The following is a 15,508-nucleotide window of genomic DNA, read 5'->3' on the forward strand; positions in this document are numbered from 1 at the left end:
ATACCATTCTAATTAAATAGAATGGTATTTCGGTTTTAAATATAAGAATTAGATTGTTCTATTCAGAAAAAACAAAAGTTTCCATGAATTTCGTGGTAAAATTACCAGCTCTGAAATTCGGGTCTTTCATTAGTTGCAAATGGAATGGAATAGTCGTTTTTACACCTTCAATTACAAATTCACTTAAAGCACGCTCCATTGTGCTGATTGCTTCTTCACGCGTCTGTGCAACACAGATTAGTTTGGCAATCATGGAATCGTAGTTTGAAGGAATCTGGTAGCCTGCATACACATGTGTATCTACACGTACACCATGACCACCCGGAGAATGGAAATTAGTGATCTTTCCGGGACAAGGTCTGAAGTTGTTGAACGGATCTTCTGCATTAATACGGCATTCAATAGCATGCATATGCGGCAGGTAGTTTTTACCTGAGATCGGTATACCGCTTGCTACTTTAATCTGTTCTTTGATCAAATCGTAGTTAATAACCTCTTCTGTAACGGGGTGCTCCACCTGAATACGGGTGTTCATCTCCATAAAATAGAAGTTGCGGTGTTTATCTACAAGGAATTCAATTGTACCTGCACCTTCGTACTGAACGGCAGTAGCACCTTTGATCGCAGCTTCGCCCATACGTTCCCTTAATTCAGGAGTCATAAACGGAGAAGGAGCTTCCTCTACCAGTTTCTGGTGGCGACGCTGAATAGAGCAGTCACGTTCAGATAAATGGCATGCTTTACCATATTGGTCACCAATAATCTGGATCTCAATATGACGGGGATCTTCAATATATTTTTCCAGGTATAAACCATCGTTTCCGAAAGCGGCACCTGATTCCTGTCTTGCGCTGTCCCATGCGTTCTCAAAATCTTCATCTTTCCAAACCACACGCATACCACGGCCACCGCCACCGGCAGTAGCTTTCAAAATTACCGGATAACCAATTTCATTGGCCAGAACGATACCTTCTTTTACGCTTTGCAACAGACCTTGCGATCCTGGGATGGTTGGAACACCAGCTTTTTTCATGGTTTCCTTAGCCGACGCTTTGTCACCCATTGAGTTAATCTGCTCAGGAGTAGCACCAATAAATTTGATTCCGTAATCTCTGCAAACAGAAGAGAATTTTGCATTTTCAGACAAAAATCCATAACCCGGATGTATTGCATCAGCATTAGTTAATTCTGCTGCTGAAATAATATTAGGAATACTCAGGTAAGAGTCTTTACTCGGGGGAGGCCCGATGCAGACAGCTTCATCCGCGAAACGAACGTGTAAACTTTCCCGGTCTGCTGTAGAGTAAACCGCGACAGTTTTAATGCCCATTTCTTTACAGGTACGAATAATGCGCAATGCAATCTCGCCCCTGTTGGCAATTAATATTTTTTTAAACATATCTTTGATAAAATGTGAATCTGCCTGGGGCAAGTATTACATTGGTTCTACTAAAAATAAAGGTTGATCATATTCTACCGGAGTAGCGTTTTCTACCAGAACTTTAACGATCCGGCCTGAAACTTCACTTTCAATCTCGTTGAATAATTTCATGGCCTCAATAATACAGATCACTTTTCCTGAAGTAATTTCATCACCTACATTTGCGAATGATGGTTTATCAGGGCTTGAAGAGCGGTAAAAAGTACCGATCATCGGAGATTTAACTGTGATATATTTGGAACTGTCATCAGCTGCCGGTGCAGGTGCAGCCGGAGCTGTAGCCTGTGGTGCTACCGGTGCAGCAGGCAGAACCTGAGGTGCTGTCTGTACAGGTACAGTCGTATTGATCACGGTCGGTGTCTGGTTCGTTTTGATAGTGATTTTGAACTCTTTCTGCTCAATTGCCACTTCATTTACGCCCGAACGAGAAACAAATTTAATGAGTTCCTGAATTTGCTTGATATCCATTTTTTGGTGTTTTGTTGAAAAGATTACTGTCTTTTTAAGGACACTAAGTTAATGTTTTTATTATGTATTTTAATAAGCCCACTTCAGGTAAACCGAACCCCAGGTGAAGCCACCGCCGAAAGCAGCGAGAACAATGTTGTCTCCTTTTTTCAACTGACTTTCCCATTCCCATAAACAAAGAGGAATAGTACCGTTGGTTGTATTACCGTAACGCTCAATATTAATCATTACTTTTTCTGAACCCACGCCCATTCTGGCAGCAGTGGCATCAATAATTCTTTTGTTAGCCTGGTGAGGGACAAGCCATTTTACATCATCAGAAGTCAGATTATTTCTTTCCATGATTTCCGCAGCTACATCTGCCATATTGGTTACCGCAAATTTAAATACGGTTTTACCTTCCTGGTAGACAAAATGCTCACGCTGATCGACAGTTTCATGGGAAGCCGGTTTAACCGAACCGCCAGCCTTCTGATGTAGGAACTGTTCTCCGGAACCATCAGTTTTTAATACAGCGTCCATTATACCATTACCTTCTGTATTAGGCTCCAGTAATACCGCACCACAGCCATCTCCAAAAATAATGCAGGTAGCACGGTCGGTATAATCAACGATGGAAGACATTTTATCGCCGCCCACAACCAATACTTTCTGATGCTTGCCGGACTCAATGAACTGCGAACCCGTAGTTAATCCGAAAATGAAACCCGAACAGGCAGCCTGAAGATCGAAACCCCATGCATTCACTGCACCAATTTTGTTGGCCAGGATGTTGGCTGTCGCCGGGAAAGGATGGTCGGGTGTAGTTGTACAGAAAATAATAAGATCAATTTCTTCTGCGGTAATTCCTCTTTTTTTCAACAGGCCGTTTACAGCATGTACAGCCATATCAGAAGTGCCTGCGCCTTCCTCTTTTAATATTCTTCGCTCTTTAATACCCGTTCGAGAAGTTATCCATTCATCTGTTGTGTCTACTATTGTTTCTAACTCTTGATTAGAAAGGACATATTCAGGAACGTAACCTTGAACCGCAGTAATTGCAGCGTGAATCTTATTCATTTTTCGATTAATTTTATTTAAATGCGGCCTGTATTTTATCTACCAGACCTGTAGTTATCATGTCTCTCGCCTGGAATACCATATTTTTTACGGCAGTAGGGGTAGAGATACCATGACCAATAATTACAGGTGCATTTACACCAAGAACAGGGCTTCCGCCATAATTCTCGTAGTTAAACCTGTCAAAGAACTCGTCTTTCAATCCTTTTTTGATGGTCATGATATAAAATGACTCTGCAAGCTTTAACATAATATTACCTGTAAACCCGTCACAGACAATTACATCGGCTTTTTGATTGAACAGATCACGTCCTTCAATGTTTCCAACAAAATTAAAGAGATTGCATTCTTTCATTAATGGGAAAGTAGCCAGACTCAGCATATTTCCTTTTTCATCTTCTTCACCAATATTAATTAGTCCGACCTTCGGATTATCGATCTGCATTACATTTTCTGCGTACAGGCTGCCCAGTACACCGAATTGCAGTAAAGTATCCGGTTTACAGTCAGCATTGGCACCTACGTCAAGCATTAAGCCGCGACCGCCGTCCAGCTTAGGTACGATTGTGCAAAGGCAGGGCCTGATAATGCCGGGAACTGTCTTCACACTGAAGACAGCACCAACCATCATTGCACCAGAGTTTCCTGCACCGACAAAAGCGTCTAATTCGCCTTTTTTGAGCATGGAAAAACCGACAGCTATACTGGAATTTGGTTTTTGGGTAATGGCTTTGGTAGGATGTTCACCCATTCCTACAACTTCATCAGTATGTATGAATTCAAAGTGATCGGGATTGAAACCCTGTTCAGCGATTAACGGCTTAATCTGCTGTGTATCGCCAATGAGAACGAGTCGTTCATTCGGCAATAAGAATTCATGAGCAGCTATTGCTCCCAAAACATTTGCTTTGGGAGCATAGTCTCCGCCCATTATATCGAGACCTATTCTCATAGTAAAAAATCAGTTTGTGAGTAAAGCATTATTGCCTTTTTTTTCAAGCGCCTAAGATAAACCTATACCGGCTGAAAACACAAACAATTTCTCAGGAAAATTACCCTATTGAGGTGTTTTCAATAACTAGTTTACCGTTGTAGTATAAATTACCGTCAACGTTGTATGCGTGGTGTGGAACATGGATTGCACCGGTTGTCTGACAAGTAGCTAAAGAAGGAGCTACCGCTTTATAGTGTGTTCTTCTTTTATCTCTTCTGCTTTTAGAGATCTTGCGTTTTGGATGTGCCATTGCTGATTTATTTAAGTATTATTTTAATTTTTTTAATGCTTCCCATCTCGGGTCCGCATCGTTATCTGTTTCTTCCTGCTGAGCGGGGTTAGCTAAACTTTCCAGTCTTGCTATCATTTCCTGGTCACACGTGGCACCAGCCTGCTCGCACAATTTAATATAAGGCACTGATACATTGATAAACTCATAGAGTATCTCAGCGATATCAAGGCTGCTTTCTTTTTTATTCAGGACGATGATCTCCAGATCATCACTTTCCAGCTCATCTTCAGCGAATTTGACTATTTGTCTTTCCCTTACATCAACAGGGTAATCAAATTCAGCTAAACACTTGTCACAATCTAATTTTATTGTTCCCCTTACGCGGATTTTTAAAATTAGCATGGTTTCCTGCTTATCCAGTTCTACATCTACTTTAAGATCCCCGCTTTTAACGAGCGAGTATTCAAAAGCATCAAAAAAGCTGTTATCAATCTCAAAATCAAATTGATGTGTGCCAATTTTTAAGCCTGTAAACGGAATTGAAAATTGCTTTAAAGGTTTCAATTGTAACAAAATTTTAGCCCGCAAATGTATGAATTATTTTGACATTTATAAAATGTTTTGCAAATATTATTGCCCGGCCAACTTGATTAAGATTTATCAGGTCAATCGTTTAGCGCTAACTAATTCGCATCATCCTTCACGTCGGAAGCTGTTTCAATGACTTTACCGCCGGTTCTAAGCTGATTACTCAGTAACGCTTCCTGTTCTCTGCGTTTTCTCACGATATCTACTGCTGCAAAAATAGCTTCTACGAAAGAAGAAGGATCTGCAAGGTTCTTACCAGCAATGTCGTAGCCTGTGCCATGGTCAGGAGAAGTCCTTACAAACTTCATACCTGCTGTATAATTCACGCCGTGGCCAAACGAAATGGTCTTAAAAGGAATAAGTCCCTGATCGTGATACATAGCCAGCACAGCATCAAATTTCTTGTACGTACCACTACCGAAGAATCCATCTGCAGGATAAGGACCAAAACAGATTACGCCACTATCAAAAGCAGTCTGTATAGCCGGCATAATAGTTTCCTGCTCCTCTTTACCCAGTAAACCATTATCTCCTGCATGAGGATTCAATCCCAGGACAGCAATTTTAGGCTTCTCGATCCAGAAATCCTTCTTCAGACTCTGGTTAATTAAAAGCAGCTTCTGTACAATAGCCTCTTTAGTAATTTTTTCAGGAATCTGTGCGACCGGGATATGACCGGTGACTACACCCACCCGAATTTCTTCACTAACAAGGAACATGAGTACGTCTTTAGCGCCGCAACGCTCCTGAAGATATTCCGTATGTCCGGCAAATTGAAAATTCTCAGACTGAATATTATGTTTATTGATCGGTGCAGTAACCAGTGCATCGATAGCACCACTTACCAGATCTTCTGTCGCTTTTTCCAAAGAAAGCAGGGCATATTTACCGCCTGTTTCAGTAGAAGCGCCCAGCTCAATCTTCACATCTTCTTCCCAGCAGTTAATCATATTTGCTTTTTTGGGATTGGCCGATGCAGCGTCAGTGATTACCTGGAAATTAAAATCTCCCAGGCCCAGCGCTTTCCTGTGATAGGAAGCCACTTTGGTATGCCCGTAAACGATCACTGTACAGAAGTCTAAAACGCTCTGATGCGCTAAAGTCTTCAAAATGACCTCCAGACCTATACCATTTACATCACCGATACTAATACCTATTTTAATCTTATTGCTCATGCTCAAATCGAAATTTGTCCGCAAAATACGGAAAAAATTACAGGATCGGTGGTTTTTGCAAAGCGTGGAGATTTTAAACATTCCAGGAAATGTTATTGATCCGGAGTCTAGAGGTTATAATAGGTTAACATCAGGTTTACAATGGGCCTGTAGTTTTGCGGAATATTTATGATTGAGGTGTGCTAAAACTATTTAGTGCAAATATTTTAAAGAACGCGAAAATGAAAAAACCTTTACTCTTTAAACAGAGAAATGTAATGTATGCCGTTGCAGCATGCTTATTGGTAAGCTCGGTATCCGTGCCTGCCATGGCAGCTGAGAATCCGCCGGGGCTTTCCTATTTAATAACAAAGCAGGGATCCGGAACAGTCAGTGGAAAGGTCGTTGATGAGAAAGGCGAACCACTGCCCGGGGCAAGTGTGCACATTAAACAATTAAACAAGGCGGTGCAAAGCAGTCCCGACGGTTCCTTTAGTATTACTGTACCAGCAGGGACGTACGATATTGTCGTTAGTTTTATTTCCTATGCGACGGTGAATTACGAGCGAACTGTGGTCAGGGAAGGCGAAACAACACCATTGAATGTGGTATTAAAAGGCGAGGCTGGATCGCTGAATGAAGTACTGGTTGTAGGTTATGGAACGCAGAAGCGGGAAAATTCAACTGGTGCGGTAGATCAGATCACGGCGAAGAATATAGAGAACAGGCCAATTACTAACCTCACCCAGGGTCTGCAGGGTTTGCTTCCCAATCTTAATCTTAAGATGATGGATGGTAAACCTACTCAATCTCCAAGTTATAATATCCGGGGTACAACTTCAATCGGCCAGGGTGGTAGCGCACTCGTCCTTATAGATGGTTTCGAAGGTGATCCAAGTTTACTTAACCCCAATGACGTCGAAAGTGTCTCAATCCTGAAAGATGCGGCCTCTGCTGCAATTTACGGGGCGCGAGGAGTTTTCGGTGTAGTATTAATTACAACCAAGAAAGCAGTTAAAGGACGTACCAACATTAGTTACTCTTCCAATTACGCTATCAAAAGCCCTTTACAGGTTCCTGACTATGTAACGGACGGTTATACCTGGTCGAAAATGTTTGCCGAAGCTTTTATAAACGGAGATGGAGCTTTTCCTCAGAATGCCAATAAGACGCAGAAGTTTTCACAAGCATATCTGGACGAATTTAAGAGAAGATCAGAATCCGGACAGCCTTATAACCAGGTGGAAGTAGACCCGATTACTGGTGAGTATACTTATTATGGCAGTACTGACTACTATGCAGAATTGTATAAAAAGAATACGGCATCGCTTGAGAATAACTTATCGGTAAGCGGTGGCAGCGATAAGGCTTCATTTCTGGTTTCCGGTCGTATGTTAAAGCAGGAAGGGTTATTTAAGTATAACAGCGATGATTATGATATGAAAAATATTCGTGCCCGCGGATCTGTTCAGGTATTTCCCTGGTTGAGTATAGAAAACAACGCAGATTATTCCATCATGAAGTATCATAATCCGATCAACGTCGGTGAAGGCGGAGGAATCTGGCGAAACATCGCTGACGAGGGTAAACCTACAGTTCCTTTATTTAATCCCGACGGTACACTAACGTTTGCCTCTGCTTATACTATCGGAGATTTCATATACGGGAAGAACGGAATTGATACGAAACGGGAGGTGTTTAGAAATATTACCAGCTTGAGGAGTAATTTCTTCAATAATAAATTCCGTGTCAATGCAGATTTTACTTTCCGTAATACGAATAACGATAAAGAGCAAAAAAGAGTTCAGGTTCCTTATAGCAGCACACGTGGTTTAACCTCTTTTGTTGGAACAGCGACAAATGATTTGCTTTTCGATATGCAGGAAACCAAGTATCTGGCTACCAATATTTATGCGGAGTATGAAAACAGGTTTGGTGCAGACCATTACCTGAAGGCAATGGCAGGTTATAATTATGAAGAGTCTACTTATAACCGTGTATCGGTACAAAGAAATGGACTTATTTTTGAAGATGCAACGGATTTAAACCTTGCACTTGGACAATCTATCACCACTGGCGGCGGCTATGAGCAATGGGCAATTTTGGGTGGATTTTCAAGATTGAACTATTCCTTCAAAGATCGTTACCTGATAGAGGTAAATGCCAGGTATGACGGGTCTTCGAAATTCCCATCTAATCAGCGTTACGGATTTTTTCCATCGGTTTCAGGGGGTTGGAGAATCAATAAAGAGCCTTTCTGGAATGTATCGGACCAGCTTGTATCTGATTTAAAGTTGAGAGCATCCTACGGTTCGCTGGGTAATGGTAACATTGCATCCTATGCCTTTCAGGAAACTTTCAATATCAAACAATCTGATATGATCTTAAATGGTACAAGACCACAGACTACGCAGTCACCTGCAGTGTTGCCTAACGGACTAACCTGGGAGACCTCTACAACCAGCAATTTCGGACTTGATCTGACCATGCTCGGCGGACGGTTAACATTTACAGGCGATATGTATACCCGTAAAACCAAAGATATGTTTACGGTTGGTTTAACTCCTCCGGCAGTTTTCGGTGCAGATGTTCCAAAGGGTAATTATGCGAACCTGACCACTAAAGGCTGGGAACTTTCTCTTGGATGGAACGACAGGATCGGAAATGGTGATAAACCTTTCAGTTATAACGTAAGATTAACTTTATCTGATAACAAGAGTAAGATTGACAAGTACAATAATCCTGACAAATTGTTAAGTGATTATTATGAAGGTCAAACGCTGGGTGAGATCTGGGGTTATGAAACGGAAGGCTTTTTTATTGATGAGGCCGATATCGCTTCACATGCCAAGCAAGATCCGCAGATGAGAGCTTCGCCAACCGGAAAATGGTTTCCTGGAGATATTAAACTCAAAGACCTCAATGGTGACGGTTTTATCAATGTTGGCGAAAACAAAGTTGGTAATTCCGGTGACAGAAAAATAATTGGAAATTCCGCTCCGAGATATATGTACGGGATCAATCTTGGGGCTAACTACCACAATTTCTCTTTTTCCGTTTTCTTTCAGGGTATAGCTAAGCAGCAATGGTATCCAAGTACAGAGACTGAAATGTTCTGGGGACAGTACAACAGGCCATATAACAACATCCCGACATTCCATGTAGGTAATATGTGGACACCTGAAAATACCGATGCTTATTTTCCAAGAACTATGTCCAGGGCTGCATCAAGCAATACAAACCGGACACTTGGAGTAGCGCAGACACGTTACCTGCAGAATGTAGCTTATCTGCGTATGAAGAATATTCAGGTTGGGTATACCTTACCTGGGAAATGGATAAACAAAATTGGCGTCCGTTCTGCCAAAGTTTTTCTTTCAGGAGAAAACCTGTTCACTTACTCACCAATGTATAAAGTCGTAAAAAATACCATTGACGTGGAGAATGCTGTTCCTTCAGACCAGGATCTTAATAAAGACAGCAAAAACGGCGACGGGTACAATTATCCCCTAATGAAAGCAGTTTCATTCGGTTTGAATATTGGAATTTAAGAAAATACTAAAGACAAAGATTAAGATGAAAAGATATTATATATGGTTCCTATTAGGATGCATGAGTTTTACAGCATGTAAAAAGCTAGATCAGCAACCTGAATCAACCGCTACCAAAAATGCCGTTTTCGGTACGGAAAATGGGCTTAAATTATATACCAATTCCTTTTATAACATGGAATTTCTACCCAAAAGGTCTACTACCGGTGATGCTATGTCAGATTACCTGGCAGTCAGATCGGTTCAGGATTTTATCCGTCCCGGTGGATTCGGTGCAAATAATAGCGATGGCTGGAAATGGACAGATTTAAGAAACATCAATTACTTTATTGAAAATTGTAATGATCCCGCTGTCCCTGCGGCCGTCCGTAATAACTATATCGGTATTGCACGCTATTTCCGCGCCTATTTTTATATGGAAAAAGTGAAGCGATTTGGAGATGTACCCTGGATTGGCAAAGCAATGGATATAGACGATCCGTCATTAAATGCAGGTCGCGACAAGAGGGAACTGGTTATGGATTCTGTGCTTGCAGATATCAATTTTGCCTGCGAAAATATCCTGGCCACTAATGATCCCAGCAGGACGATGGTGACCAAGTGGGTAGCAAATGCCTATAAGTCCAGGTTGTGTTTATTCGAAGGAACTTATAGAAAGTATCACACGGAGCTAAACTTAACAGGCACTGCAAATAAGTGGCTCGAAGAGGCAGCATCCGCAGCAGATAATGTTATTAAAAACGGAGGTTACTCTTTAAATACAGCGGGCGGACCAGATGCGTCCTACCGTCAGGTATTTACCAGTAACACACCCGTTGCCGGTGAAGTATTACAGGCGGCAGTGTCAGATCTAAATTTGGGTATTCTGCATGATGCTAACTGGTGGTGGACTAGTGGTACTTATGGTGCTAAAGCAAGTTTCACCCGTACATTTATAAATACCTATCTTAAACTTGATGGTACTCCTTTCACAAATGACCCGGCCTACCGTACCATGGTATTTAAAGACGAAGTGAAACACCGCGATTTGCGTTTGAAACAAACGATACGCCTTGGTGACTATAAGCGGATCAGCAGTGGTAAGCAGGTTCCTGCACCTCCATTATTTTCTTATACGTTTACGGGCTATCAGCCAATCAAATGGACGCTGGATGATATTAATTTTGATGCCGGATCTTTAAATACAAATGCAATAGCATTGTTTCGCTATGCGGAAGTGCTGCTTAACTATGCCGAAGCAAAAGCTGAGCTAGGTACGCTGACCAATGCTGACTGGGCATTGACGGTCGGTGCATTAAGATCAAGAGCCGGAATTACTGGAGGACTTTCCGCGAAGCCAATGGTTCCAGACCCTTATTTAATGACAAATTACTTTCCCGGAATAGCAGATGCCTCTATACTTGAAATCAGAAGAGAAAGAGGAATAGAATTAAGTCTGGAAGGATTCCGTTTTCCAGATATTCTAAGGTGGAAAAGAGGCGCTTTAATGGAGCAGGAGTGGAATGGCTTCTATGTGCCCGAACTTAATACACCGATGGACTTGAATGAAGATGGTATTCTGGACGTTGCGTTCTATCAGGGTACACGTCCTAATCCTGCAGTTGCCGGTGTGACTTATGTGGACGTTTCCGCAACAAACGGTAATGCAATCAATTCCCAACTGTTAAAAAACGGGCGGTCCGGTGAATTGACCTGGATGAATGAAATACCTAGAAAATGGGATGAGCGGAACTATTATTATCCTATTCCTCTGAATGATTTACAGCGTAACCCTAACCTGAAACAAAATCCGGGCTGGCAATAAACCGATATGAAAATGAGAAATAATTTCTATAAAAAAACGGTGCTCGCTGCAGCACTACTGCTTAGTACAAACTTTGCACTAAAAGCGCAGAACCTTACAATTGGGTCTTTTAACATCCGCTTTGATAATCCCGCAGACAGTGGAAATCTCTGGAAGGACAGGGCACCTGTTGTGTCTGATCTGATCCGTTTTCATGATTTCGATGTGCTGGGTGTTCAGGAGGCACTTAAAAACCAGGTTGCAGACCTATCTGCCGCTTTACCGGAATATGAACGTTATGGTAAGGGGCGTGATGACGGAAAAGATGGCGGGGAACACTCTGCCATCTATTTTAAGAAGGACCGGTTCAAGCTGATTAAAAGTGGGGACTTCTGGTTGTCGGAAACTCCAGATAAACCAGGTAAAGGCTGGGATGTGACCTGTTGTAACCGGATCTGCTCGTGGGTCTTTCTGGAGGATAAACAGAGCAAGAAAAAGTTTTATGCTTTTAATGTTCATTTTGATCATCAGGCGGTAATTGCAAGACAGGAAAGCAGCAAGTTAATGTTACAGAAGATTAAGGAAATTGCAGGCGATATGCCAGCTATACTTACTGGCGACTTTAACGGAAGCCGTGATACTGAATGGTATAAAGCATTGGCGACTTCCGGGGTGATCAGTGACGTTTATGAACACGTTAGTCATCCCTATGCCAATAATTCATCCGCGAATGGTTTTAAAACTCCGAAAGGTAATGCGGTAATTGATCATATTTTTTCTACCCGGCATTTTACCGCTAAAAAATGGGGGATTTTAACAGATACCTATTTTGGTAAATTCCCTTCAGATCACTTCCCTATTTTGGCAGAGGTTGTTTTAAAATAGCAAATTCTGCAATAATAAGCCTGTAATTACCCCTCCGTATAAAGGATTTTCTGTTGTAAATCCTTTATACGGAGGGGTTTTTTCGTCCTACAGAGGTTAAATTCTCACCACGCATACGCCACCACTTATTAGAAGAGCAATCTCTTTACATGACAGACTCTTCATATAAAGATAATCTTACTTTTTTTACATGAAGAGTCCCTCGTGTAAAGGATATTTGCATGAAGGCTTAATCGGAGTTTTGTCTCTTTTTGAAAGCTAATATTGTTCGCTGTTGTTCGGAAATGCTTTTGATTTAACGTCGGAAACGTAGCTTTCTCCTGCCAGGCGAATTTCTTCATACAGATTTAAGTATTGTCTTAAAAACCTCGGTCTGAATCCCTTTGTTAATCCTATCATATCGTTGACCACTAAAACTTGGCCATCACATCCATTACCTGCACCTATTCCAATGGTCGGTATTTTAGATTGACTGCGGCGTCAGACCCAGATGGCCCATTACAGGAATACCAGCGCAGAGAATCCGATTTACAGATTCCATGATTTCTGCTCCTCCTTCCAGTTTAAGTCCATGTGCGCCAGATTCCTTCATTATCCGAATGGCTGAGTTTAGGGCTTCCCTGGAATTTCCCTGGTAAGTTCCGAAGGGCAGATCAACCAGGACCAGCGATCTTTTTGCCGCTCTCACAACGCTTTGAGCATGATAAATCATTTGATCCAGCGTTATAGGAAGCGTAGTTTCATGACCAGCCATCACATTCGACGCGGAATCACCGACTAGCAGTACATCCAGACCTGCATCATCAAGCACAGTCGCCATGGAGTAATCATAAGCAGTCAGCATGGCGATCTTCTCACCATCATCCTTCATCTTCTGCAGGGTATTGGTGGTGATTCTTTTAATTTCTTTATGTTGAGACATGATGTTTTAATTAAATAAGATATTTTCAGGAATGCGATGCTTTTAAAAGCACTCCGCGAATCTGCTTTTCAAGTAAGTTGAACAATAGTCCAAGGATAATAAAAAGGCAAGCCCAAAGCTTCCATGACGGCAGCGCCTCCCCAAGAAAAAATACAGAGCTTAGCAGACCCACAACAGGGACAAGCAACGTGAAGGGTACGATTACTCCCGTAGAATAATTGTTCAATAGAAACCCCCAGGCGCCATAACCTACTAAGGTCGAAAGGTACACCGTATAAATAATGGCAAGAATTGTTTCGAGAGATATTTCCTGATAAGAGGAGTAAATTAAAGCAGGTCCTTCTGCGAACAGGGATATCCCCATCATTATAGGAAAGGCCACTAAATTCCCCCAAACCACAAGGGCAAGAGGTGATTCTGCAGCGACTTTTTTAGTGAACATATTTCCCACCGCCCAGGACAATGCAGAGAGCAGTGTGAGTATAAGACCGATCAGAGTAGAGCCTCCGCCAACCTGAGTGGCAACGAGTCCTACGCCGACAAAGGAAATCAATGCCCCGATAATCTTCCAGTTGCTCGGCCGGTCCTTAAAGAGAAGTGCGGCCAGCCCCATGGAAAAGAAAACCTGAACCTGTATAACCAATGAGGAAAGACCGGGTGACAGGCCAAGGTGAATACCAGTGAAAAGCAGCCCAAATTGAACGGCAAATGTAAATATTCCATAACCGAGAATGAGTTTAAGCTTCGCTTTCGGTTTTGGAATAAAAAACACCCATGGGAGTGCAGCCAGCCCAAAGCGGATTGCACAAAGCAGGAAAGGCGGAAGAACTTTTAAACCAGAATGTATAGCAATAAAGTTTAAACCCCAGATAACAACAGTGAGGATAGCGAGCAAAAGATGTTTCGGCTTCAAGTTAATCGTGTTTTATTATGAATTGGTCAAAACTATCACGTTAAGGCAAGAAGAAACAGATACAGTTGTTTATATTAATTGGGGTACAGATTTATAGAGCCTGCTTAACAATTTTACCCAGACGCATCAGGTCATATTCAATCTTATCGTCCCATTGTAATGCGAAATTCAGTCTCATACAGTTTTTGAACTGATTATACTGAGAGAACATATTACCCGGCGCAAAACTTAATTTTTGTTTTAAGGCAACATCATAAAGCTCAGATGTATCTATACTCTTGCCAAGTTCCAGCCATAAGAATAAACCACCCTGAGGTTGGGAAATTCTGGTGTTTTCTGGAAAATATTCTTCTATCGCCCGTTGAAATTTCAGGCAGTTGGTATGCAGAGTTTGGCGAAAGCCACGCAGATGGTGGTCATACCGTCCATATTCCATGAAATCTGCAATAACCTCTTGATAGAGAGAGGGCAGAGCAACGGTCTGTACCAGTTTCTGCCGGATTACTTTATCCTTGAATTTGCCAGGTGCCACCCATCCAACACGATATCCCGGGGCAAGAGTTTTGGACACTCCCCCGCACCACATTACAATTCCTTCCGAATCAAATAGCTTACAGGGTTTTGGCCGGGATCCTCCAAAAAACAAATTTCCAAAAAGATCATCTTCAATCAATGGAATATTATGCAGTGTCAATAGCTCGACTAACTCCTTTTTGTTTTCATCGGGCATTAAGCTCCCCATCGGATTACTGAAATTGGTGGTGAAGCAGCAGGCACTAATATTATGCAGGACTTTCTTCAACGCACTGATATCTATTCCGGTAACAGGGTGGGTGGGCAGTTCAATTACATTTAGCCCCATAGACTTTGCCAGCTGCAGAATTCCGAAATAAACCGGACTTTCCGTTGCGATGGTATCTCCAGGCTTGGTTACTGCCATCAGGCAATGGAAGATCGCATTGGTGGTTCCAACGGTCGTTACTATATCGTCCTCAGTTAACTTGCCATTCATGACTAAAGACCATTTTGCAATATTTCTTCTCAGGTTAAGGCTACCTTGTGCGGGCTCGAAGGCAGTGCCGCTTGCCTCGATACCATTTATCACTTTGACTAAACCTTTATTGAGCTTGGCAATAGGCAGGAGTGCATTATCGGGTATGCCGAGTGAAAATTGCCTGATATCCTTATCTTTTAGAATTTCAAATACCCTTACAATCAGGTTTTCTGGATTATTTGTGCCTTCCGCTACCTTAGGCTTACTGGCAGATGGAAGGGCAAATTTTCTATTTGAGGTCTTACTAACATAGAAGCCAGATCTGGGGCGGGATTCTATTAAAGATTTACTCTCTAAAAATAAAAATGCCTGGATGACAGTATTTATGCTAACCTTATAAATCTTTTGTACCGAACGTATTGAAGGCAGTTTATCTCCCATCCTTAAAGTACCGGATAAGATTTGCTCTTCTAGTGTATTCGCAATCTTTAGATATAAGATTTCTTTGGCCATTTTAACATGCT

General features: G+C 41.9%; 12 protein-coding genes and 1 pseudogene. 3 read left to right on the forward strand and 10 right to left on the reverse strand.

The window, feature by feature from the left end:
• Positions 1-58: 58 nt before the first annotated feature.
• From accC to pdxA, 7 genes are all read right to left on the reverse strand, one after another.
• Positions 59-1,399 (reverse strand): acetyl-CoA carboxylase biotin carboxylase subunit, encoded by a 1,341-nt coding sequence (accC, locus tag BM192_RS12765; protein ID WP_037441045.1) that lies wholly within the window; start codon positions 1,397-1,399, stop codon positions 59-61.
• A gap of 36 nt (positions 1,400-1,435) precedes the next feature.
• Positions 1,436-1,909: an acetyl-CoA carboxylase biotin carboxyl carrier protein gene (accB, locus tag BM192_RS12770; protein WP_037440962.1), complete on the reverse strand. Its 474-nt coding sequence runs from the start codon at positions 1,907-1,909 to the stop codon at positions 1,436-1,438.
• A 69-nt stretch (positions 1,910-1,978) separates the two neighbouring features.
• Positions 1,979-2,968: a beta-ketoacyl-ACP synthase III gene (locus tag BM192_RS12775; protein ID WP_037440965.1), complete on the reverse strand. Its 990-nt coding sequence runs from the start codon at positions 2,966-2,968 to the stop codon at positions 1,979-1,981.
• A 13-nt stretch (positions 2,969-2,981) separates the two neighbouring features.
• Positions 2,982-3,920, reverse strand: coding sequence for a phosphate acyltransferase PlsX (plsX, locus tag BM192_RS12780; RefSeq protein ID WP_037440969.1), 939 nt, complete (start codon positions 3,918-3,920; stop codon positions 2,982-2,984).
• Between the two features lie 100 nt (positions 3,921-4,020).
• The gene (gene rpmF / locus BM192_RS12785) at positions 4,021-4,212 is read right to left on the reverse strand and encodes a 50S ribosomal protein L32 (protein WP_073238280.1); all 192 of its coding nucleotides are present in this window, start codon (positions 4,210-4,212) and stop codon (positions 4,021-4,023) included.
• Between the two features lie 18 nt (positions 4,213-4,230).
• Positions 4,231-4,758 carry a YceD family protein gene (locus BM192_RS12790; RefSeq protein ID WP_074589800.1) on the reverse strand — a complete coding sequence of 176 codons (528 nt, stop codon included), beginning with the start codon at positions 4,756-4,758 and terminating at the stop codon, positions 4,231-4,233.
• Between the two features lie 119 nt (positions 4,759-4,877).
• Complete coding sequence (pdxA, locus tag BM192_RS12795) at positions 4,878-5,957, reverse strand: 4-hydroxythreonine-4-phosphate dehydrogenase PdxA (protein ID WP_037440972.1); 1,080 nt, start codon at positions 5,955-5,957, stop codon at positions 4,878-4,880.
• A 221-nt stretch (positions 5,958-6,178) separates the two neighbouring features.
• Between pdxA and BM192_RS12800 the strand changes: the two genes are divergently transcribed.
• From BM192_RS12800 to BM192_RS12810, 3 genes are all read left to right on the forward strand, one after another.
• Positions 6,179-9,487, forward strand: coding sequence for a SusC/RagA family TonB-linked outer membrane protein (locus BM192_RS12800; RefSeq protein ID WP_037440976.1), 3,309 nt, complete (start codon positions 6,179-6,181; stop codon positions 9,485-9,487).
• Positions 9,488-9,548: 61 nt separating this feature from the next.
• Positions 9,549-11,291: a RagB/SusD family nutrient uptake outer membrane protein gene (locus BM192_RS12805; RefSeq protein ID WP_234797560.1), complete on the forward strand. Its 1,743-nt coding sequence runs from the start codon at positions 9,549-9,551 to the stop codon at positions 11,289-11,291.
• A gap of 12 nt (positions 11,292-11,303) precedes the next feature.
• Complete coding sequence (locus BM192_RS12810) at positions 11,304-12,155, forward strand: endonuclease/exonuclease/phosphatase family protein (RefSeq protein ID WP_037441059.1); 852 nt, start codon at positions 11,304-11,306, stop codon at positions 12,153-12,155.
• A 258-nt stretch (positions 12,156-12,413) separates the two neighbouring features.
• Here BM192_RS12810 and BM192_RS12815 read toward each other — a convergent pair.
• From BM192_RS12815 to BM192_RS12825, 3 genes and pseudogenes are all read right to left on the reverse strand, one after another.
• Positions 12,414-13,077 (reverse strand): annotated as a pseudogene (locus BM192_RS12815) (3-methyl-2-oxobutanoate hydroxymethyltransferase).
• A gap of 25 nt (positions 13,078-13,102) precedes the next feature.
• Positions 13,103-13,990 carry an EamA family transporter gene (locus tag BM192_RS12820; RefSeq protein WP_037440978.1) on the reverse strand — a complete coding sequence of 296 codons (888 nt, stop codon included), beginning with the start codon at positions 13,988-13,990 and terminating at the stop codon, positions 13,103-13,105.
• A gap of 91 nt (positions 13,991-14,081) precedes the next feature.
• On the reverse strand, positions 14,082-15,497 hold the full coding sequence (locus BM192_RS12825) for an aminotransferase-like domain-containing protein (protein ID WP_037440979.1): 1,416 nt from the start codon (positions 15,495-15,497) through the stop codon (positions 14,082-14,084).
• Positions 15,498-15,508 lie beyond the last annotated feature (11 nt).

It is taken from the genome of Pedobacter antarcticus (genome assembly GCF_900112985.1).
In the GTDB taxonomy this organism is placed as follows: domain Bacteria; phylum Bacteroidota; class Bacteroidia; order Sphingobacteriales; family Sphingobacteriaceae; genus Pedobacter; species Pedobacter antarcticus.

Excerpts from the sequence above, each read along its gene's own strand:
- accC (WP_037441045.1), bottom strand. The coding sequence starts at position 1,399 with ATGTTTAAAAAAATATTAATTGCCAACAGGGGCGAGATTGCATTGCGC.
- accB (WP_037440962.1), bottom strand. The coding sequence starts at position 1,909 with ATGGATATCAAGCAAATTCAGGAACTCATTAAATTTGTTTCTCGTTCG.
- BM192_RS12775 (WP_037440965.1), bottom strand. The coding sequence starts at position 2,968 with ATGAATAAGATTCACGCTGCAATTACTGCGGTTCAAGGTTACGTTCCT.
- plsX (WP_037440969.1), bottom strand. The coding sequence starts at position 3,920 with ATGAGAATAGGTCTCGATATAATGGGCGGAGACTATGCTCCCAAAGCA.
- rpmF (WP_073238280.1), bottom strand. The coding sequence starts at position 4,212 with ATGGCACATCCAAAACGCAAGATCTCTAAAAGCAGAAGAGATAAAAGA.
- pdxA (WP_037440972.1), bottom strand. The coding sequence starts at position 5,957 with ATGAGCAATAAGATTAAAATAGGTATTAGTATCGGTGATGTAAATGGT.
- BM192_RS12800 (WP_037440976.1), top strand. The coding sequence starts at position 6,179 with ATGAAAAAACCTTTACTCTTTAAACAGAGAAATGTAATGTATGCCGTT.
- BM192_RS12805 (WP_234797560.1), top strand. The coding sequence starts at position 9,549 with ATGAGTTTTACAGCATGTAAAAAGCTAGATCAGCAACCTGAATCAACC.
- BM192_RS12810 (WP_037441059.1), top strand. The coding sequence starts at position 11,304 with ATGAGAAATAATTTCTATAAAAAAACGGTGCTCGCTGCAGCACTACTG.
- BM192_RS12825 (WP_037440979.1), bottom strand. The coding sequence starts at position 15,497 with ATGGCCAAAGAAATCTTATATCTAAAGATTGCGAATACACTAGAAGAG.